This window comes from Streptomyces sp. NPDC005962, from assembly GCF_040629205.1.
Lineage (GTDB): Bacteria > Actinomycetota > Actinomycetes > Streptomycetales > Streptomycetaceae > Streptomyces.
In genome coordinates this window covers 86829-104865 of record NZ_JBEXVE010000001.1, presented here as the reverse complement: position 1 = coordinate 104865, position 18037 = coordinate 86829, and the positions used below count along the sequence as shown (strand labels likewise).

The 18037-nt window shown below is 70.3% G+C and carries 18 protein-coding genes; 8 read left to right on the top strand and 10 right to left on the bottom strand.

What is annotated here, in order from left to right; translation table 11 throughout:
• Positions 1-30 precede the first annotated feature (30 nt).
• On the bottom strand, positions 31-447 hold the full coding sequence (locus ABZ370_RS00515; RefSeq protein ID WP_358614625.1) for a hypothetical protein: 417 nt from the start codon (positions 445-447) through the stop codon (positions 31-33).
• Between the two features lie 151 nt (positions 448-598).
• Here ABZ370_RS00515 and ABZ370_RS00510 point away from each other — a divergent pair, with 151 nt between their 5' ends.
• From ABZ370_RS00510 to ABZ370_RS00495, 4 genes are all read left to right on the top strand, one after another.
• Positions 599-1855 (top strand): helix-turn-helix transcriptional regulator, encoded by a 1257-nt coding sequence (locus ABZ370_RS00510; protein WP_358614623.1) that lies wholly within the window; start codon positions 599-601, stop codon positions 1853-1855.
• Between the two features lie 18 nt (positions 1856-1873).
• Entirely contained in the window at positions 1874-2359 is a 486-nt protein-coding gene (locus ABZ370_RS00505; RefSeq protein WP_358614621.1) for a hypothetical protein, read from the top strand.
• 673 nt (positions 2360-3032) lie between these two features.
• Positions 3033-5165, top strand: a complete 2133-nt coding sequence (locus ABZ370_RS00500; RefSeq protein ID WP_358614619.1) for a helicase C-terminal domain-containing protein — start codon at positions 3033-3035, stop codon at positions 5163-5165.
• A gap of 70 nt (positions 5166-5235) precedes the next feature.
• Positions 5236-6663, top strand: coding sequence for an ATP-binding protein (locus ABZ370_RS00495; protein WP_358614617.1), 1428 nt, complete (start codon positions 5236-5238; stop codon positions 6661-6663).
• A gap of 61 nt (positions 6664-6724) precedes the next feature.
• On the opposite strand, the gene ABZ370_RS00490 is transcribed toward ABZ370_RS00495, so the two are convergent.
• Both ABZ370_RS00490 and ABZ370_RS00485 read right to left on the bottom strand, forming a co-directional pair.
• Entirely contained in the window at positions 6725-7036 is a 312-nt protein-coding gene (locus ABZ370_RS00490) for a hypothetical protein (RefSeq protein WP_358614615.1), read from the bottom strand.
• A gap of 17 nt (positions 7037-7053) precedes the next feature.
• Entirely contained in the window at positions 7054-8148 is a 1095-nt protein-coding gene (locus tag ABZ370_RS00485; protein WP_358614613.1) for a magnesium and cobalt transport protein CorA, read from the bottom strand.
• Positions 8149-8323: 175 nt separating this feature from the next.
• On the opposite strand from ABZ370_RS00485, the gene ABZ370_RS00480 reads away from it, so the two are divergent.
• Positions 8324-8938: a dihydrofolate reductase family protein gene (locus tag ABZ370_RS00480; RefSeq protein ID WP_358614611.1), complete on the top strand. Its 615-nt coding sequence runs from the start codon at positions 8324-8326 to the stop codon at positions 8936-8938.
• A gap of 121 nt (positions 8939-9059) precedes the next feature.
• On the top strand, positions 9060-9203 hold the full coding sequence (locus tag ABZ370_RS00475) for a hypothetical protein (protein WP_358614609.1): 144 nt from the start codon (positions 9060-9062) through the stop codon (positions 9201-9203).
• 29 nt (positions 9204-9232) lie between these two features.
• Here the strand turns inward: ABZ370_RS00475 and ABZ370_RS00470 are convergent, their stop codons facing one another.
• A complete protein-coding gene (locus tag ABZ370_RS00470; RefSeq protein WP_358614607.1) occupies positions 9233-9829 on the bottom strand; it encodes a hypothetical protein in 597 nt (198 codons plus the stop codon).
• Between the two features lie 288 nt (positions 9830-10117).
• Here ABZ370_RS00470 and ABZ370_RS00465 point away from each other — a divergent pair, with 288 nt between their 5' ends.
• Entirely contained in the window at positions 10118-11611 is a 1494-nt protein-coding gene (locus ABZ370_RS00465) for a subtype B tannase (protein WP_358615973.1), read from the top strand.
• Between the two features lie 255 nt (positions 11612-11866).
• Positions 11867-12100: a hypothetical protein gene (locus tag ABZ370_RS00460; protein ID WP_358614605.1), complete on the top strand. Its 234-nt coding sequence runs from the start codon at positions 11867-11869 to the stop codon at positions 12098-12100.
• A gap of 74 nt (positions 12101-12174) precedes the next feature.
• Here ABZ370_RS00460 and ABZ370_RS00455 read toward each other — a convergent pair whose 3' ends face one another.
• From ABZ370_RS00455 to ABZ370_RS00430, 6 genes are all read right to left on the bottom strand, one after another.
• Positions 12175-12525 carry a hypothetical protein gene (locus tag ABZ370_RS00455; RefSeq protein ID WP_358614603.1) on the bottom strand — a complete coding sequence of 117 codons (351 nt, stop codon included), beginning with the start codon at positions 12523-12525 and terminating at the stop codon, positions 12175-12177.
• 29 nt (positions 12526-12554) lie between these two features.
• Positions 12555-13802, bottom strand: a complete 1248-nt coding sequence (locus tag ABZ370_RS00450; protein ID WP_358614601.1) for an SMP-30/gluconolactonase/LRE family protein — start codon at positions 13800-13802, stop codon at positions 12555-12557.
• A gap of 157 nt (positions 13803-13959) precedes the next feature.
• A complete protein-coding gene (locus ABZ370_RS00445) occupies positions 13960-14631 on the bottom strand; it encodes a 4-carboxy-4-hydroxy-2-oxoadipate aldolase/oxaloacetate decarboxylase (RefSeq protein ID WP_358614599.1) in 672 nt (223 codons plus the stop codon).
• Between the two features lie 16 nt (positions 14632-14647).
• Complete coding sequence (locus ABZ370_RS00440) at positions 14648-15862, bottom strand: aspartate transaminase (RefSeq protein WP_358614597.1); 1215 nt, start codon at positions 15860-15862, stop codon at positions 14648-14650.
• Complete coding sequence (locus ABZ370_RS00435; RefSeq protein ID WP_358614595.1) at positions 15863-16606, bottom strand: SDR family oxidoreductase; 744 nt, start codon at positions 16604-16606, stop codon at positions 15863-15865.
• 83 nt (positions 16607-16689) lie between these two features.
• The gene (locus ABZ370_RS00430; RefSeq protein ID WP_358614593.1) at positions 16690-18009 is read right to left on the bottom strand and encodes an MFS transporter; all 1320 of its coding nucleotides are present in this window, start codon (positions 18007-18009) and stop codon (positions 16690-16692) included.
• Positions 18010-18037: the final 28 nt, after the last annotated feature.

The following is an 18037-nucleotide window of genomic DNA, read 5'->3' as shown; positions in this document are numbered from 1 at the left end:
TCGTCTGGCAGCGGGCGCAGACCTGGACGCTCACCGGGCCGTCGCTCCCTCGGCGGGCTCAGCGGCAATCGCCCGCACCAGGGCCTCGCGGAGCCGGGCCGCGTCGGTCAGGTACCGGTCCGGCCCCACCGGGATACGCCAGTGCAAGCGCGGACCATCCGTCCAGCCCGCGGGCGGTACGCCGACGTACGTAACTTCGGCGCCCTGCGCGCTCAGAGCGTGGAACCCCCTCTGGAGACGTCGCCAATCCTGGGCGTGACCGCTCGGGATGAGCCAGTACATCAGGCCGTAGTCGGCGATGACGGCGCCGGATGCGTCGGCGAGCAGCTTCAGCGCGCACTCGCCGATGTCCGCGGAGGCCCGTACCGCGTCCCAGTACAGCCCGACTTGAACCAGCTCTACGTCGTCGCCGTTCGGCGGCATCCACGGCAAGGCTTTGGTGGTCATGTATCCCCTTCCCCATTACGGGTAGTGAGGAGACGGAACCGTGCGTCATCCTGAACCGGCCAGCGCCGACCCGCACCGCGCATTGCCGTATGCAGCCGACGCATACGGACAACGGATGAACGGCGAGACCCGGTACCAAACAGGGGTGGGCATGAACTGGTCTGCGCAGGCGATCCGCGACGCCTCCCGCCGAGGTGACTTCGGCCGGGTGGTGAGCCTGGCTCGCCGTGCGGCCGAAGTCTCCCAACGCCAGCTCGGTGACGCTTGCGGAATCAGCCAGTCCGCCGTCTCACGCCTCGAAGGCCGCGGCGCGGCCTCCTACGACATGACCATCCTGTCGAGAGCCGCCACGCATCTGCACATTCCACCGCGTCTGGTCGGCCTCGCCGACCACGCGGCGGCGCATGCCGCCAAGAATGGACAGCACGACGTGCACCGGCGCAACTTCCTCGCGGGGACCGCGGCGATAGCCGCGACGCCCGCGCTCACGGCTCTTCGCCCCGCCCCCACGGACGCTGGGCAGGCCGCGACACTCCGCATGGCCACCACAGCCTTCCGCCGCCTGGACGGCACCACGCCTTCCCGGCACCTGTCCGAACCGGTCCTGGCGCACCTGCGACTCACCCAGACCATCACGGGCGAGGCCGAAAACCCGGAGCAGCGCGCCCGCCTGGCGGCCGTGGGCAGCGAAGCGGCGTCCCTCGCCGGGTGGCTGGCCTGGGACATGAACGACATCGGTTCGGCCCGTACGTGGTACGGCGCGGCCATCAAGGCCGCGCGCACCTCCGGCGACCGACTGCTCCTCGCATACCAACTCGGCAGCCTGGCCGGGTTCGAGGCGGACGCCGGCAACGCGGCCGAGTCGCTGTCGCTCGTCCACCGAGCCCGTCGACACCTGAGTGAGGACGCACCGGCCATTGCCTCAGCATGGCTCAGCACAGTGGAAGCCCAGGCTCACGCGGCATCGGGAAATGCGACCGCGGCGGACACGGCCCTGCTCCAAGCCACCCGCAGTACAGATGCCATCCCGGACGACCAGCGGCCCCCATGGCCTTGGGTGTTCACCTTCACCCACAGCAAGGTCGCTGCGACCAGGCTGACTTGTGGCGCGCGCCTCAGCCTCCCTCAATGGGTGACCGCCTCCCAGGACGCAGCGGTTGCCGCGCTGACATCGAGCCACGAAAAGCAACGCGCACTGCTGACCCTCGACCTCGCCGCCGCACACCTCACGAGCGGTCGGCTGGACGGTGCGTTCGCCCTGGCCACCCGCGCACTGGAGACCGGCCTGCGATACCGATCCGGCCGCATCATCGAACGCTCCCGTGGCCTCCGGCGGTCCTACGCGTCGCCGACTCCCCCCAAGGTCGTCCGCGACTTCGACGACCGACTGCACGGCATCTACCTGTAATCACGAGAGGACCACCCCATGCGACTGGGCATCACCGGCCACCGAGGACTACCGCCAGAGACGGAGCACTTGGTTCGCAAGGCCCTCGAAGACGAAGTAGCCCGCCACGCGCCCGGCGACTTGGTCGGGGTCTCATGCATCGCCGACGGCCCGGACGCCTGGCTCGCCGAGCTGGTGCTGAAGGCCGGTGGCCGCCTTGAGGTCGTCGTACCCGCGGAGAAGTACCGCGACGGTCTGCCGGAGGAGCACCACGAAACCTACGACCGCCTCCTCCGGCAGGCGATTGAGGTCCACCACACGGGCCTGGTCGAGTCCGACTCACAAGCCCACATGACCGGAAGCGAAATCATGGTCGGCCTCGCGGACGAACTGATCGCCGTCTGGGACGGCCAACCGGCCCGCGGCTACGGCGGCACCGCCGACGTCGTGACCTACGCCGAACGCACCGGCATCCCCACCAGAGTGATCTGGCCGCAGGGCGCCACCCGCGACTGCTGCAGATGAAGGGCGACGCCGGACGGATTCTGGTTCGGATCACCATCTCCATGAAGCCTGCGGTCTTCAGACTTTCGCATCTGGTGAGAAGCCGTTGGCGATGAGGTTGACAGGCTTCGTGACCCCGGCGAAGAAGAGGATGAACGCCGTAGAGCTGTACGTCTGGCCTACGCCGCCAGGGCACGGCCTTGAGCACAGCAAGCAGCACGTCAGAGCACTCCCTTTTCACGTTGAGCTGAGGCGGCCCGCGAGGGGCCGCTGCCCGTCAAGGGGGACTTGCCCCCATTCGGCGCTCGCCGACCACAGGGATGCTCCATCCTGGAACCGGCGCCGGGTTCCGGCCGCGCTGTGACGTTCCCTGGTCCGACGAGGTGCACCCCGTGAATTCCCCATCAGCGCTGGCGACATGGCTGGGCGGCCTCGACGGCTCGCGTCTGGCACGTGTGCTCGGGGCGCGAAAGGACGCCGTGTCCCCTCCGGAGCCGCGCTCGGTGGGGGAACTGGCGGACCGTCTTCAGCGCCCGGGATCGGTGGCACTGGTCCTGCCGCGGCTCGCGCTGCCGTACCTCCAGGTGGCCGAGGCGCTGGCAGCGCTGGGGGCGCCCGCGTCGCGTGCTGCGCTGGCGGAACTGCTGGGAGTGGCGGACGACGGAACCACTCGGAACTGGAGGCCGCGCTGGAAGTGCTGGCCGATCACGCTCTGGTCTGGCCGGACGGCGCGGGGAAGCTCCGTATGGCCGGGCCGCTGCGGCAGGCATGGGACGCGCCCCTGGGGCTGGATGCTCCGCTGGAGCAACTGCTCGCGGGCGCGACCTCCGACGAGCTGCGCCGCATGCTGGCGGCACTGGGCGTCGAGCCGCCGGGCACCAAGCCGCGGCGGCTGGCCGCGCTGGTGGAACACCACAGCGACCCGGAGCAGGTCGCCTCAGTGGTCGCCAAGGCCCCCGCGACGGCCCGGGAGCTGCTCGGACGCCGGGCGGAGACTGTGCCGGGGGAGCCGCGGTTCATCACCTTCGGCGCTCCCGGTCCCGGCCTCGAACCGGGCGAGCGATGGGCGCTGGAGCGGGGGCTCCTGGTCCAGGAGCGTCACCGCTACGGTCCGGCCCGGATGTCGGCCGAGGTGGCGCTCGCGCTGCGGGGGGCGGGGCGGCGCGCTCCGTTCGACCCCGTCCCGCCGTCCGCCCGGATGGCGCCCGTCGGCCCGAGAGAGGTGGACCACGAGGCATCAGCCGCGGCCACGGTGTTCGCTTCGTGTGCCGTCTCGGTCCTGTCGGCCTGCTCGGCGGATGCGCCGGCCCGGCTGAAGTCCGGCGGGATCGGTGCGCGTGAACTGGCCCGGCTCGGCAAGGCCGCCCGGGCCGATGACGCCGTCGTGCGTCTTGCTCTCGAGACCGCGTACGCTGCCGGGCTCCTGGCCCGGGACGGCAATCGTGTGGTTCCCACCGAGGCGTACGACGCCTGGGCGGAGCAGGAACCCCCGGAGCAGTTCGACGCACTGCTTCAGGCGTGGCGGAACCTGCCGCTCACCCCCACCCAGGCCCGCGACGAGGACAACAAGGCGCTCCCCGCTCTCGCCGGCGCACCGCCCTGCAACGGCTGCCTGCAGGCCCGCCACGGGCTGTTGGACACCGCCGCACAGCTTCCGCCAAGGCAGGGCACGAGGGCCACCTCGGATCTGGGGCCTCTGATCGCCTGGCACCGTCCGCTCGCCGACTCATCCCACCACGGGGGAACGCCGTTCGCCGCCGTGATCCGTGAGGCAGAGCTCCTGGGCGTGATCGCGCGCGGTGCCCTGTCCGCCTTCGGCATCCACCTGCGGACCGGCGACACGGAGGGGGTGAGCATCGAGTGCCGACGGCTGCTGCCCCCGGCCACCGCGACGGCACGGATCGGCGCCGACCTCACCGCCGTCGTCACCGGCACACCGTCCGCGCGGCTGGCCTCGCTCCTGGACTCCGTCGCCGACCGGGAGGCCAGCGGTACGGCATCCGTATGGCGGTTCAGCACCGGCAGCCTCCGCCGGGCACTGGACGCCGGCCGTCTCCCCGACGACATCACGACCGACCTGGCCGCTGCCGCCGCCGGACCCCTGCCGCAGCCGCTGTCGTACCTGATCGCCGACACCGCACGCGGTCACGGGCGCGTACGCATCGCCCCTGCCGCCTGCGTCCTCCACAGCGACGAGCCCGCCCTCCTGGCCGAACTCGCCGCCCACCGCGGACTCGCGGGGCTCGGACTGCGGCAGCTGGCGCCGACGGTGCTGATCAGCCGCAGCCCGGTCGACACGACTCTCGCCGCGCTCCGGGGCGAGGGATACGCCCCTGTCGCGGAGACGGACGACGGCACGGTACGCGTCGAAAAGGCCCCGCCTCGGCGGGCCGTCGCTCCCGTACCGGCTCCGCGCGGGCCCAGGACGAGGGACGGCGGCCGGAACGCTGCCACGCGTACGGCGCAGGCGCCCGCCGCCATCGACCCCGACGCCTTGGCCGCCCGGCTGCTGGCCGCCCCGCCGACCACTCCCGGACCCGCGCCGTTCGACGGGGGAGTGCCCTTCGCCGCGGACACCGAGGAGATCGTCGCGGGGTGTGCGAAGCGCCTGCCGTACAGCGACGTCCGTCAGCTCGCCCATGCCGTCCATACCGGTGAGCCCATCACCGTCGAGTACGTCGCCACCTCGGGGAACCGGACCGTGCGCACCCTCAGCCGCCTCATGCTCGACCCGCCCTACCTCGAAGCCTGGTGCCACCTGCGCAACGCCGAGCGCGTTTTCACCCTCTCCCGTATCCACAGCGTCATGAGCTTCACACCCGACTGAGAACGAGAGGCAGGTTGGTACCGGTAGCGATAGTATCTCCATCGATACTTTCGCTACCGGGAGGGTTGCCGTGCGTCGCTTCATCGGGCGGGACCGCGAGCTGAACGTGCTCCGCAACGCCTTGCACGCGGTTCAGGATGCCGCCGGGTCAGAGAAGCCGGGGCAGTGCGTCCTCATGCGGGGGAGACGGCGGGTGGGCAAGTCCAGCCTCGTCGAGGAGTTCCTCCGGCGGGCCGAGACGCCGTACCTCTTCTTCACCGCGGCGGGCGGCACGGCGGAGGATGAGCTGACGGAACTGCTGGACGCCGTCTCCAGGTCCACCCTGCCGGAGCGGGGGTTGTTCCACGAGGAGACCCCCGATCAGTGGAATGCGGCGCTCAGGCTGCTTGCCGAGGTCCTGCCCGACGACTCTCCCAGCGTCGTCGTCATCGACGAGGTTCCGTATCTCATGGACCGCGTCGACGCCTTCGAGGGCATGCTCCAGCGGGCATGGGACCGGCTGCTCAGCCGCAAGCCCGTGCTTCTCCTCCTGGTCGGGTCCGATCTGTCGATGATGGAGGCGCTGAACAGCTACGACCGCCCCTTTCACCAGCGGGGCCGGGAAATGATCGTGGGACCGCTGAACCCGGCCGACATCGGCGAGATGCTCGGCCTGTCACCGGCAGCCGCGTTCGACGCCGCCCTGATCACCGGGGGTCTCCCCCTGATCTGCGCCGAGTGGCGGGCCGGAGCGGATGTCCGGGAGTTCCTCCGCGACTCGCTGGACAACCCGATCTCGGCGCTGTTGGTCTCCGCCGAGCGCTCGCTGGCCGCGGAATTTCCAGCGCAGGCGATGAGCAGGGAGGTCCTGCGGGCCATCGGATCGGGGGAGCGGACCTTCACCAACATCGCTCGCGCGGCCGGCGGCATCGCCCACACCACACTCACCCGAGCCACCGACGTCCTGACCGGGAAACGGGTCGTGGCCGCCGAGCTGCCGCTCTCACTGAGGCCGTCGAAGGAACGCCGCTACCGGGTGGCCGACCCTTATCTGCGCTTCTGGCTCGCGTTTCTTGATCCGCACATGGCGGAGATCGAGCGGATGCGGGGAGATCTCACCCTGAGCCGGATCGAGGAGCGGTGGACGAGCTGGCGTGGCCGCGCGATCGAACCCCTGGTCCGGGAATCCCTCGCCCGCCTCCTGCCGGACGGGGCCCTGCCCGCCGCCCCGGCGATCGGCGGCTACTGGACCCGCGGCAACGACATCGAAATCGACCTGGTCGGCGCCGACCGGCAGCCGGTGGCCAAGCAATTGCTCTTCCTCGGCTCGGTCAAGTGGCTGGAGAACTCCACGTTCGACAGCCACGATCTGGCCGCACTGCAGAAGCACCGGGCAGCGATCACCGACGAACCGGTACCGCTCGTGGCGGTCTCCCGCAGCGGCGTCGGCCTCGGTTGTTCCGGCCTTCAGGCGGTGTACGGCCCCGAGGAGCTGCTCAGCGCGTGGCGCGGAGTGTGAGCGGGAACCGGCCTGGTCGCGGTCGGCACCCCGCCGCCTTCCTGCCGTTCGGCCGGCCCGCCTACGACCGACTCTTGAGGTGGAACGGGGAGCCCGGAGCCGTCGGGGTCCATCCCTCGTGCAAGGCGAGCCGAATGGCCCGGGCAACGGCCGATGGCAGGACGGGGCCGCCCTCGCGGCCGAGCCAGTTGCCCGGATGGGGCTGGTCGGTGGTGACCACGAGCGTTGTCCCCGGGGTGTCCGCATGCCCGACCGCGAACGTGCACGGTGACCACGCCAGGCCTTGGCAGTAGGTGGGCCTGCGCCGGAGCCGCCAGCGGTAGGCCGTGCCGTCGACGACGATCCGCCGGGCGCCCTTGCGGCTCAGTGCCATGCGCCCCCCTACGGCGGTTACAGCCAGCCGTTGCGGCGGAAGCCTCGGTGGATGACGAAGCAGGCCGTGGCGATGAGGGTGAGGACCAGGGGGTAGCCGTAGCGCCAGTGCAGCTCGGGCATGTGGTCGAAGTTCATGCCGTAGACGCCGCACACCATGGTGGGTACGGCGATGATCGCCGCCCAGGCCGTGATCTTGCGCATGTCCTCGTTCTGGGCGACGGTCACCTGGGCGAGGTGGGCCTGGAGTATGGAGTTCAGCAGGTCGTCGAAGGCCGCGATCTGTTCGTTGACCCGGGTCAGGTGGTCGGCGACGTCCCGGAAGTACTTCTGCAGGTCGAGGTCGACGACGGGGACGCGCTGGGTGGAGAGCCGTTCCATCGGGCGGGCCAGGGGCGCCACGGCGCGCTTCAGCTCCAGCAGCTCGCGTTTGAGCTGGTAGATCCGGCCCGGATCGGCCCGGTACGCGGCCTCGGGGGCGAAGACCTCGGTCTCGACCTGGTCGATGTCGTCCTGGACGGAGTCGGCGACGGCGAGGTAGTCCTCGACGACGTGGTCGGCGATGGCGTGCAGCACCGCGGAGGGGCCCTTGGCCAGGTGGTCCGGGTCCGCCTCCAGCTCCTCGCGCAGCGGGCCGAGCGAGCCGTGGCGGCCGTGCCGTACGGTGACGACGAAATCGGGCCCGGTGAAGACCATGACCTCGCCGGTGTCCACGACCTCGCTCGTCGTGGTCAGCTCGTCGTGATCGACGTAGCGGACCGTCTTGAAGACGGTGAACAGCGTGTCGCCGTACGTGTCCAGCTTCGGCCGCTGATGCGCCTGGACGGCGTCCTCGACGGCCAGCGGGTGGAGGGCGAACAGCTCGGCGATCCCGGAGAACTCCCGCTCGGTGGGTTCGTGCAGCCCGATCCACACGAAGCCGCGCCCCGCGCGGCGTATCCGCGCGATCGCCTCGTCGGCCGGGCAGTCCCCGGGCTGCCGCTTCCCGTCGACGTACGCCACGCAGTTCACGACCGACGTGCCGAGCGGTGAGCGGGCGGGGTGGTTGAGATCGACGCGGCGGCGCCGACGGGCCAGGCGCGCCACTTTCCGGAGGTTGCCGACCATCGACATGTGGTACTCCTTCGGCTGAGCTGCGACCGGCGCCTACCCCCTCGAGGGACGCGCCGGCCGCGCCCACAGCGTACGTCCCGGCTTCCGCGTCGCCAGGGCCCCCACCGATGAGTTTGTGCGAGGTCCGCGGTCTGAGGGGAGGAAGGGTCATCCGTACCGCTCGTGGAGGGGCACCATGAGGAAGATCATCGCCAGCCTGTTCATCTCGCTCGACGGCGTCGTGGAAGCGCCCGATCAGTGGCACTTCCCCTACTTCAACGACGAGATGGGGGCCGCCGTCGACGCGACCTTCAGCGCGGCCGACACCCTCCTCCTGGGGCGCGAGACCTACGACAGCTTCGCCGGGGCGTGGCCGGAGCGGGAAGCGGCCGGGGGCGAGGACGCCGGTTTCGCGAAGAAGCTCGGCGATGCGCGCAAGATCGTCGTGTCGCGTCGGGATCTGTCGCTCACGTGGCGGAACTCCGAGCAGATCAAGGGCGGGCTGGTGGACGCCGTCACCGCGCTGAAGAGCGAACCGGGCAAGGACATCGCGATGAGCGGCTCGGTCTCCGTCGTCCGGCAGCTGCTGGCGAACGGGCTGCTGGACGAGTTGCACCTGCTGATGCACCCGATCGCCGTACGCAAGGGCATGCGGCTGTTCGACGAGGGCGAGACCACGATGCCGCTGCGGCTGCTGTCCTCGACGGCGTTCCGCACCGGGGTGCTGCACTTGGTCTACGCCCTCGCCGAGGCGCCCGGCGACGCCACGTACGAGGACGCCAAGGCGCACCTGCCGCAGGGCGAACAGTAGCGGCCGGGATCCGGTCTCAAAGGGGGTGGATCCGGCCGCATTTGTCCATGGTCGGTGTCGGCCCTGCCGCTGCCTGGTGAGGCTTCATGGGAGACGGCATCGACCGGGCAAGGGGGACCGTATGGGCAAGCAGGTGAAGTGCGGGTCGACCAAGACCAAGACCGGAAGGCCATGCCAGAAACTCGCGATGATCGGCTATTCCCGCTGCCAGGAGCACCGGGGCGGGTGGAACAAGCCGCAGAAGAAGAGGGGCAAGAAGCGCTGACCCGGCCCCTCGCCCGGGTCCCGAGGTGATCACGCGCCTCGGGGCCCATGCGCGGGGGCGGCGCGCCTGGTGCAGGTGAAGGGTTCGTCGAGCCAGTAGGTGTCGTGCTGCTCGTCGTAGACGATCGGGTACTCGGTACGCGGGTCGCAGAGTTCGTCGATCTGGGCACGGTCAGCGGAGCTGATGGTGAACCAGTACTTGTTGGTGTCCCGGGCGACCCGCTCGCATCGGTAGAAGAACCCCTTCACACCGGGGCCGAACACATCGCTGCGGAAATCGGCGGCCAGCTTCTTGTTGAGGTTGATGTTCTCGCAGTCGGCCCTCATGCCTTCGACGTTCGTGGTGTCCGCCGCCTCGGTCGTATATCCCTTGGCCGTGTGGGTCCCCCACGCCGTCCAGGTCCGCGCCGGAAGGGCGATCTGTTCGGCGACCTCGGCCAGGAAGGGGCTGTGGGGCGCGGGTGTCTCGGGCGGCGGCGTGGCGCCGACCTCTGCCGAGCCTCCGGCGACCGCGATGCCCGCCAGGGCCGCGATCAGGAGGAGGGAGGTCCGGGTCCGGATTCCGTTCCGGGGCGAGGGCCGGGTCAAGGTCCGGGTCGAGGGCGAAGGCGGCGACGTAGAAGGCATGGTGCGCTCCATTCCGGTTCGGCCCGGCGGACCGAATGGCGCCTGACGGCCGGATCGCACGCTAACCGCCGGAGCGGGTGATCTACGGGATCGACAGGGCTGGCCGACGCCCTTCTCCCCCACGATCGACCGGACAGACGAAGCTCCGCGCAGGCTGTGCGTTCGCCATGAATGCCGCCGAAATTGTTGACGATATTGCGGACGATCCATACGTTCACAAACCGACGGACGGGGACCACGGACACATCGGACACAGAGGAGACGTCAGTGAAGCGCAGGACCATGGTCATGGGACTCGCCGCGGCCACCGCGGTGTCGACGGCGGGGATCAGCACCGCCGCCACCGCCCGCTCGCGGAAAGCCCCGGACGCGCTGGTCTTCGACGAGGACGCCTACACCGTCCTCACGACGACCATCGCCACGGACGACGGCGACAAGGGCGTGACGTACCACTTCTACAAGGCCGTCACGTACGTCACCAACCCGGTGGACGCGAAGTACCAGTGCCTGAACGTCAGCGTTCCCGTCGAGATCGACGGCAAGGCGGTCGACGCCACCCGCGCGCCCATCCTCTTCGCCAACTCGGTGGGCGGCTACATGCCGTCGTCCGTGGCGGACGCCACCGGGGTCGGGGGTTCGCCGATGACCCCGCCCGGCGGTGGCGGCGGTGGCGGTGGCGGCGGGCAGGCGGCGATGGTCAGCAACGCCAAGCTGGCCGTGGCCGCCGGTTACGTCGTCGTGGAACCGGGCGCCCGCGGCCGGTCCCTCGTCGACGCGAACGGCACGTACTACGGCACGGCGCCGACCGCCATCGTGGACCTGAAGGCCGCGGTGCGGTACGTACGTTTCAACAAGGGCCGCATCCCCGGGAACACCGACCGGATCGTCTCCTCCGGCACCAGCGCCGGGGGCGCGCTGTCCGCCCTGCTCGGAGCGTCCGGGGACAGCCCCCTGTACGAGGCCGACCTCACGGAACTGGGCGCGGCCCCCGCGAGCGACGCCATCTTCGCCGGTGGCGCCTGGTGCCCCATCGCCGACCTCGAACACTCCGACATGGCGTACGAGTGGAACTGGGGCGGCAACGCGCTGAGTTCCGGCGACACCGTCGACCGGGCCGTCTCCCGGGAGTTGCGCTCCGCGTTCGCCGAGTACCAGGCCTCCCTGAAGCTGCGGGGGAAGAACGGCCCCCTCACGTCCCGCACCTACGACGACTACCTCGTGAAGACCTACCTCGAACCGGCGGCCACCACCTACCTCAACGCCCTCTCGGCATCGGGCCGTTCGGGCTATCTGGCCGACAACCCCTGGCTCACCTGGTTCGGCGACCGGGCCACCTTCTCGTGGGCGGACTTCCTCACCCACGTCGGAGCCCGGAAGAAGAACACCCCGGCGTTCGACCCCTTCGACCTCTCCGCGGGAGAGAACAACCTGTTCGGCACGGGCACCACCCAGGCCCGCCACTTCACCCTCTACAGCCTGCGCCACGCCACCGGCAACGCGAGCGCGCGGCTCGACGCCGACCTGCCCCGCAAGCTCGACCAGATGAACCCCATGTACTTCATCGAGCGCCGGAACCCCGCGCGGGCGAAGCACTGGTGGATTCGCGTCGGCACCAAGGACACCGACACCTCGCTCACCGTCGTCGGCAACCTCGCCGCCGGTCTGGAGAACCTGGGCGACGACGTCGACGCCCTCATGTACTGGGACGCCGGACACGGAGCCAACCAGGACGCGGCGGACTTCATGACGTGGATCGGCCGGGTGACGGGCTATTCCACCTGACGAACGGGGCTCCGCGGCGGTACGTTTCCCCCATGAACGACAACCGAAGGGGCCGTGCCGCGTAGGCGCCCATCAGCCCTGCGGGGCGACATCCCGGTACGCGTCCGATACCGCCCGCGCCACCCACCGATCGACGGTCTCTCCGGCTCCTGCGCCGCCGCTCTGCGCCGTCTCGAACGAGCGCGTTTCCGGCCGGGGGAGATCGCGGAAGCCTATCGGCACTGGAGGGTGCTGGCGTACGGCCCGCTCCGGCGGGTGACGCAGCCGTCCGTGACGCCGGGATGCGGCATCCCCGAGTGCGGCTGCGATCCCGGGTACTTCCGCGACCGTCTCGAAGCGGTGATCCACGCCCTGTCCAGGAAGAGCGCCCGCGAACTGCGTGTGCTCGTGTGGTCCATCGACGCCAGGATTCTGGAGCGGGCCAGGATCATCCGCGCCGACGCCCCGGACAGCCTGTGGTGGCGCGACCACCATGTGGGAGGCGGATAGCCGCGCCCGGGGCCTTCCGTACGCGGCGCGGCCGGTCCTTCGTGACCGGCCGCGCCCGGCGGCGCCCGGCCGCGCTACGCACCCATCAGCGACCACCGCACCGCCGCGACCGTCCCGAGCGCCAGGGGCGGTGCCAGCCACCATGGGCCCATGACGCGCCGTGCCGAGGGCAACACCGTGATCAGCGCGGCGAGGGCGCTCGCCGCGAGGGTGAGCTCGCAGGCCAGCTCGATGCCGAGGTACGCGTCGTCGTCCCAGCTGCCCGACGGCACGGTGATCAGCGCCGCGTAGCAGGACAAGGCCGCGATCAGGTGGAGGATCAGCAGCGGGACGGCCAGGACCCACCGCAAGCAGCCTCGGTCCCCGTCCGCTATGGCATCCGGCGCGGTGGCTTCGGTGGCTTCGGCGGAGTCCTCGAACGTCACCCCGGAAGCCTACGCACGGCCGGCGGTGCTCAGGACCGGCGTACGGCGCGTACGGGGGCTGCCGCCGAGCTGGGCTGGTGGGGGGCGTCGCCCGCGTACGTGGCGCGGTAGCCGTTGTGGCGCAGGGCGTCGTAGCGGGCCCGCGAACCGGTGCGGAGGGTGGCGTCGCAGTGGGCCTTGCCCTGGGCGTTCGTCACCGCGGTGCACAGTTTGTGGGCGCCGGTGGTGTCGGTGAAGCTGACCGTCTCGCCGCGCAGCGGGGCGCCGTCGGCGGTGGTCAGGGTGGCGGACAGCCCCTTGACCCGCAGGGACGCGGGCGACGTGTGCCGTTCCACGGTGGCCGGGCTCGCCTTGAGACGGGTGGGCGCGGGGTGTGACGGCCGGACGGCCAGCCCGACCGGGCTGCTCAGCCCGGCGATGGGCAGGGTGGTCTGTTCGCCGCCGTCCGCGGGGACCTCCACCACCCGGTCGTTGCCGAAGTCGGCGATGAACAGGTTTCCGTACGCGTCGACCGCCAGCCCCTGCGGCGTGTTGAGGCCGACCGCGGGGACGGTCCGCTGCGGGCCGCCGCCCGCGCGCAGCTTCACCACGCGGTCGTTGCCCGAGTCGGCCACGTAGAGGTTCCCGGCCCGGTCGAACGCGAGTCCGGTGGGCTCGGACAGCCCCGTCGTGGGGACGGTGACCTGCGGCCCGCCGTCCGCGGGCACCTTGACGACACGGTCGTTGACGAAGTCGGCGATGTAGAGGTCGCCGTACGCGTCGACCGCCAGGCCGTCCGGGTGGCGCAGGCCGGTGGTGGAGACGGTGGTCTGTTCATCGCCGTCCACGGGCACCTCGACCACCCGGTTGTTGAAGCTGTCGGCGATGAACAGGTTCTCCTCGGCGTCCTCGGCCTCGTGGCCGGTGCCGAGGGCCAGGCCGATCGGGCGGGAGAGGCCGGTGGCGGGGACCGTGTCCTGGCCACTGCCGTCGGCGGATACCGTCACCACCCGGTTGTTGCCGGTGTCGGAGATATACAGGTCGCCGTCGGTGTCGAGGGCGAGCCCGGTGGGGCGGGTCAGGCCGCTGGTGGGGACGGTGGTCTGGCCGCTGCCGTCGGTGGCGACCCTCAGCACCGTGTTCTCGGCGTACTCGGAAACGTACAGCTGTGCGGGACGCGGGGCAGAAGCGGACGCGGCTGCCGGGGTAAGACCGGAGACGAGTCCGGCCATACACAGCGCCAGGATTCCTGCCAGCGCGGTCAGTCGGTGCCGTACGGGGACGGAGAAGCGGCTCATTCCACACCCACCTGTGGTTTCTGGACGGTCGGCCCAATGCCGTGGGCCCGACCCTAGAAACCCGCAGCCCGTCCCGGCCCGCACCACGCCACCGGGCCGCCCGGAATCCACCCGGGCGGCAGTCGCCGGAACGGCCGTATCCGGGTCCACCGGGTGGCTAGTCGATGACCAGGCCCTTGGCCTTCAGGATCGGTTCGAGGCCGCAGACCTCGATGACGCTCTTGCCGGAGCGGTAGGCGGCGATGAAGGCGTCTTCGGCCTCGACGCGGGCCTGGCACTTGGCGATGACGTCCGCCAGGTCCTCGTGGCGGACGACCACGACGCCGTCGGCGTCGGCGCGGACCACGTCGCCCGGGCGGATGATCTCGCCGCCGATCAGGACGGGCTCGGCCATCGGGCCGACGGTTTCCTTGACCGTGCCCTTCATGCAGACGCTGTACGAGAAGACGGGGAAGCCGAGTTCGCGCAGCTCACGGGTGTCGCGGACGCCGGTGTCGGTGACGAGGCCGCCGAGGCCCTTGGCGACGCAGGCGTTGGCCAGGACGTCGCCGAAGGAGCCCGCCTCGGCGTACTCGCCCGCGGAGACGGTGATGACGTCGCCGGGGCGGGCGTGGGCGATGGCGACCTGGAGCATGATGTTGTCGCGGGGCGCGCAGACCACCGGGAAGGCGGGGCCGCACAGGGACATCGCGGGGTCGACCGGCTTGATGGTCGAGTCGAGGGCACCCAGGCGGCCCTGGGCCTCGTGGATGGTGGCGGCGGAGTAGCCGCTCAGCTGCTTCACCAGGTCAGGATCGGGGCGGGTGAAGGAGGTGTTGACGCGGATCATGTGTCCCCTTAGGAGGTCAGGAGAGGGCGGCGCGGGCGCGGGCGATGGCCTCGCAGGCCGCGGTGAGGACGTCGTTCGAGGTCGCGAAGGAGATGCGGAAGTAGCCCGGCGAGCCGTACGCCGCGCCGTGGATCACCGCGACGCCCTGCGACTCCAGCAGATGGGCGGCGACATCCTCGTCGGTGCGGACCTCCTGGCCGGAGGGGGTGCGGGTGCCGAGGACGCCGGTGCAGTTGACGAAGGCGTAGAAGCCGCCGTCCGGCGGGGTGCAGGACAGCCCGGGGATGTCGTTGATCAGCTTGACGACGGTGTCCCGGCGCGCCTGGTAGACGGTGACGCTGTCGCGGACGAACGCCTGGTCGCCGCTGAGCGCGGCGGTGGCGGCGGCCTGGCTGATGGAGGAGGGGCAGGAGGAGATCTGGGACTGGAGGGTGTTGATGGCCCGGATCAGCTCGGCGTTGCCCGCGCCGTAGCCGATGCGCCAGCCGGTCATCGCGTACGTCTTGGAGACGCCGTTGGTGTAGAAGACCCGGTCGGCCAGGCGCGGTTCGACCGCGGCGAGGCTGTGCACCCGGCCCGTCCCGTAGAAGATCTCGTCGTAGATCTCGTCGGTGAGGACGTGGACGTGCGGGTGGGCGAGCAGCACCTCGGCGAGGGCGCGCAGCTCGTCCTCCGTGTAGACGGCGCCGGTCGGGTTGGACGGGGAGTTGAGGACGACCCAGCGGGTGCGGTCGGTGAGGGCGGAGGCCAGCCGGTCGGGGGTCAGCTTGAAGCCGTCGGCCTCCGGGCAGGGGACGATGACCGGGGTGCCGTCGTTGGCCAGCACCATGTCCGGGTACGACACCCAGTACGGGGCCGGGATGACGACCTCGTCGCCCGCGTCCAGGGTGGCCATCAGGGCGAGGAAGATGATCTGCTTCCCGCCGCCGCCCACCGCGATCCGGTCGCCGGGGTAGTCGAGACCGTGGCGCCGCCGGAGCCGGTCGGCGATGGCGGTGCGCAGCGCCGGGGTGCCGTTGACCGGGGTGTATTTGGTGGCGCCCTGACGGATCGCCTCGATGGCGGCGTCCTTCACATGGTCAGGGGTGTCGAAGTCGGGTTCGCCGACGGTGAGGTCGAGGATCTCCCGGCCCTGTTCCTTCAGCTCGCGGACCCGCTGGGCGGCCGCGGTGCTGGGCGAGGGCTTGATGCGGCCGACGCGCTGTGCGGTGCCGCGCTCTGCGGTGCTCATTCAGTCGGCCCTCCGCTCGAAGTTGAGCCCGCCCGGCACCTGGAAGGTGGGCAGGATCTCCACATGGCCGATGTTGACGTGGCGCGGCGAGGAGATGGCGAATTCGATGGCGTCGGCGATGTCCTCCGGCTTGAGCGATTCGTAGCCGTCGTAGAACTGGCGCTGTGCCTCTTCCATATCGCCGAGCAGCCGCCCGAAGATTTCCGTCTCGACCCGCCCGGGGCAGATTTCGGTGACCCGGATCCGGCGTCCGTATCCGTCCACCCGCAGCTGGCGGGAGAGGGTGTGCACGGCCGATTTGGTGGCGTGGTAGATGGTGTTTCCGCCGAAGTTGTAGACGGCGGCGATGGAGCTGATGTTGACGATGTGGCCGAGGTCGCGTTCCACCATTCCCGGCATGACCAGCCGCACCAGGTGCAGCACCGCCTGGATGTTGACGGCGACCTGCTCGTCGATGGCGAACTCGTCGGCGGTGAGGATGTTTCCGGTGCGGGACACCCCGGCGTTGTTGACGAGGATGTCGACCTGGATGTTCCGCAGTTCCTCGGTGAGCGCGGCGGTGTCGGTGATGTCGACGGCGTGCGGAACGCAGCCGGTGCGCCGGGCGAGGTCTTCGAGCCGTTCGGCGTTGCGGGCCACGGCGTGGACTTCCAGGCCCTGCTTGGCCAGCCGTTCGACGACCACCGCGCCGATTCCGGTGGAGGCACCGGTCACCAGTGCGGTCTTGTAGTCGGAAAAGGGCATCGTGACTGCGCTCCTCAATCAAACACAGGGGTTTTCGGGTGGGGGGTTCGGGTGTGGGGGGCTGGGTGCGGGGGGGGGCGGGGTTACTTGTCGCGCAGCGGCAGATGCGCCTTGTCCGTCACCCGGGATACGGCGATGAGCGTGCCGAGGGCGGTGATGACCGCGTAGAAGGCGGGCATGTTGACGTTTCCGGTCTGGGCGATGAGATAGGTCATCAGCAGCGGCGCGGTACCGCCGAAGAGCGCCGAGGAGACGTTGTAGCCGAGGCCGTAGGCGGAATAGCGCACCCGGGTCGGGAAGAGTTCGACCAGCAGGATGTGGATGACGCCGGTGTGGCCCGCGAAGACGATGGCCATGATGCTGGCGCCGAGAACGGCCAGCGCCACATTTCCGGTGCCGATGAGCAGGTAACAGGGAATGCCCAGGGCGGCCATGGCGATCGCGGCGCCCGACAGGACCTTCTTCCGCCCGATCCGGTCGGAGAGCCTGCCCATGAACGGAATGGCGAGGGAGATGGCCACCAGGCTTGCCGAGGTGACGAGCAGCCCCTGCACCTTGCTGAAGTGCAGCTCGGTGCTCATGAACGTGGGCATGTAGCCGAACAGCACGTAGTAGCCGGAGCCGTTCATCAGCGGGATGAACAGGGCGAGCAGCATCGCGCGCCGGTGCTCACGGGAGGTGAACGCCTCCTTGAGCGGGTTCTTCGACAGCCCGCCCTCTTCCCGCAGCCGGTTGAAGTTCGGGGTGTCGCTGATGCGCTTGCGGATGTAGAGGCCCGCGACCCCCAGCGGGATGGCCAGCAGGAACGGGACCCGCCAGCCCCACGACTCCATGGCGTCCGACCCGAGGCCGCTGGTCATGCCGGCGGCGATCAGCGTGCCGGTGAGCAGGGAGAGGAACGAGGCGATCTGGGCGTAGCTGGTGTAGAGCCCGCGCTTGCCCTCGGGGGCGTGCTCGGCGAGGAAGCTCATCGCGCCCGACGCCTCGCCGCCGACCGAGAAGCCCTGGAGCACCCGGAGCAGGATGAGGAGGACGGGGGCCGCGATGCCGATACTCGCGTACGTGGGCAGCATCCCGATCGCCGCGGTCGCGACACTGATCAGCATGATGACGAAGACGAGCATCCGCTGGCGGCCTATGCGGTCGCCGAGGTGGCCGCAGATGATGCCGCCGAGGGGGCGGAAGAAGAACGAGACGGCGTAGCCGAGGAAGACGAGCTGCACCTGCACCGCGTTGGACGCGTCGGGGAAGAAGACGACTCCCAGGGTGCCTGCCATGAAACCGAAGATGCCGTTGTCATAGAGCTCGGCGAAGATCCCGACGCATCCGGCGAGGGTCACCTTCCGCGCGGTTCTCGGATCGACGACGTTGGGTGCCGGCTGGGCGGCGGCGACGGCGGTCATGATGTCTCTTTTCTGCAGGCGGGGTCAG

Bases quoted from the DNA above. Each gene is read 5' to 3' on its own strand.
- ABZ370_RS00445 (WP_358614599.1), bottom strand. From the start codon at position 14,631: ATGATCCGCGTCAACACCTCCTTCACCCGCCCCGATCCTGACCTGGTG.
- ABZ370_RS00465 (WP_358615973.1), top strand. From the start codon at position 10,118: ATGGGACTCGCCGCGGCCACCGCGGTGTCGACGGCGGGGATCAGCACC.
- ABZ370_RS00480 (WP_358614611.1), top strand. From the start codon at position 8,324: ATGAGGAAGATCATCGCCAGCCTGTTCATCTCGCTCGACGGCGTCGTG.
- ABZ370_RS00505 (WP_358614621.1), top strand. From the start codon at position 1,874: ATGCGACTGGGCATCACCGGCCACCGAGGACTACCGCCAGAGACGGAG.
- ABZ370_RS00485 (WP_358614613.1), bottom strand. From the start codon at position 8,148: ATGTCGATGGTCGGCAACCTCCGGAAAGTGGCGCGCCTGGCCCGTCGG.
- ABZ370_RS00440 (WP_358614597.1), bottom strand. From the start codon at position 15,862: ATGAGCACCGCAGAGCGCGGCACCGCACAGCGCGTCGGCCGCATCAAG.
- ABZ370_RS00435 (WP_358614595.1), bottom strand. From the start codon at position 16,606: ATGCCCTTTTCCGACTACAAGACCGCACTGGTGACCGGTGCCTCCACC.
- ABZ370_RS00490 (WP_358614615.1), bottom strand. From the start codon at position 7,036: ATGGCACTGAGCCGCAAGGGCGCCCGGCGGATCGTCGTCGACGGCACG.
- ABZ370_RS00510 (WP_358614623.1), top strand. From the start codon at position 599: ATGAACTGGTCTGCGCAGGCGATCCGCGACGCCTCCCGCCGAGGTGAC.
- ABZ370_RS00470 (WP_358614607.1), bottom strand. From the start codon at position 9,829: ATGCCTTCTACGTCGCCGCCTTCGCCCTCGACCCGGACCTTGACCCGG.
- ABZ370_RS00475 (WP_358614609.1), top strand. From the start codon at position 9,060: ATGGGCAAGCAGGTGAAGTGCGGGTCGACCAAGACCAAGACCGGAAGG.
- ABZ370_RS00430 (WP_358614593.1), bottom strand. From the start codon at position 18,009: ATGACCGCCGTCGCCGCCGCCCAGCCGGCACCCAACGTCGTCGATCCG.
- ABZ370_RS00450 (WP_358614601.1), bottom strand. From the start codon at position 13,802: ATGAGCCGCTTCTCCGTCCCCGTACGGCACCGACTGACCGCGCTGGCA.
- ABZ370_RS00515 (WP_358614625.1), bottom strand. From the start codon at position 447: ATGACCACCAAAGCCTTGCCGTGGATGCCGCCGAACGGCGACGACGTA.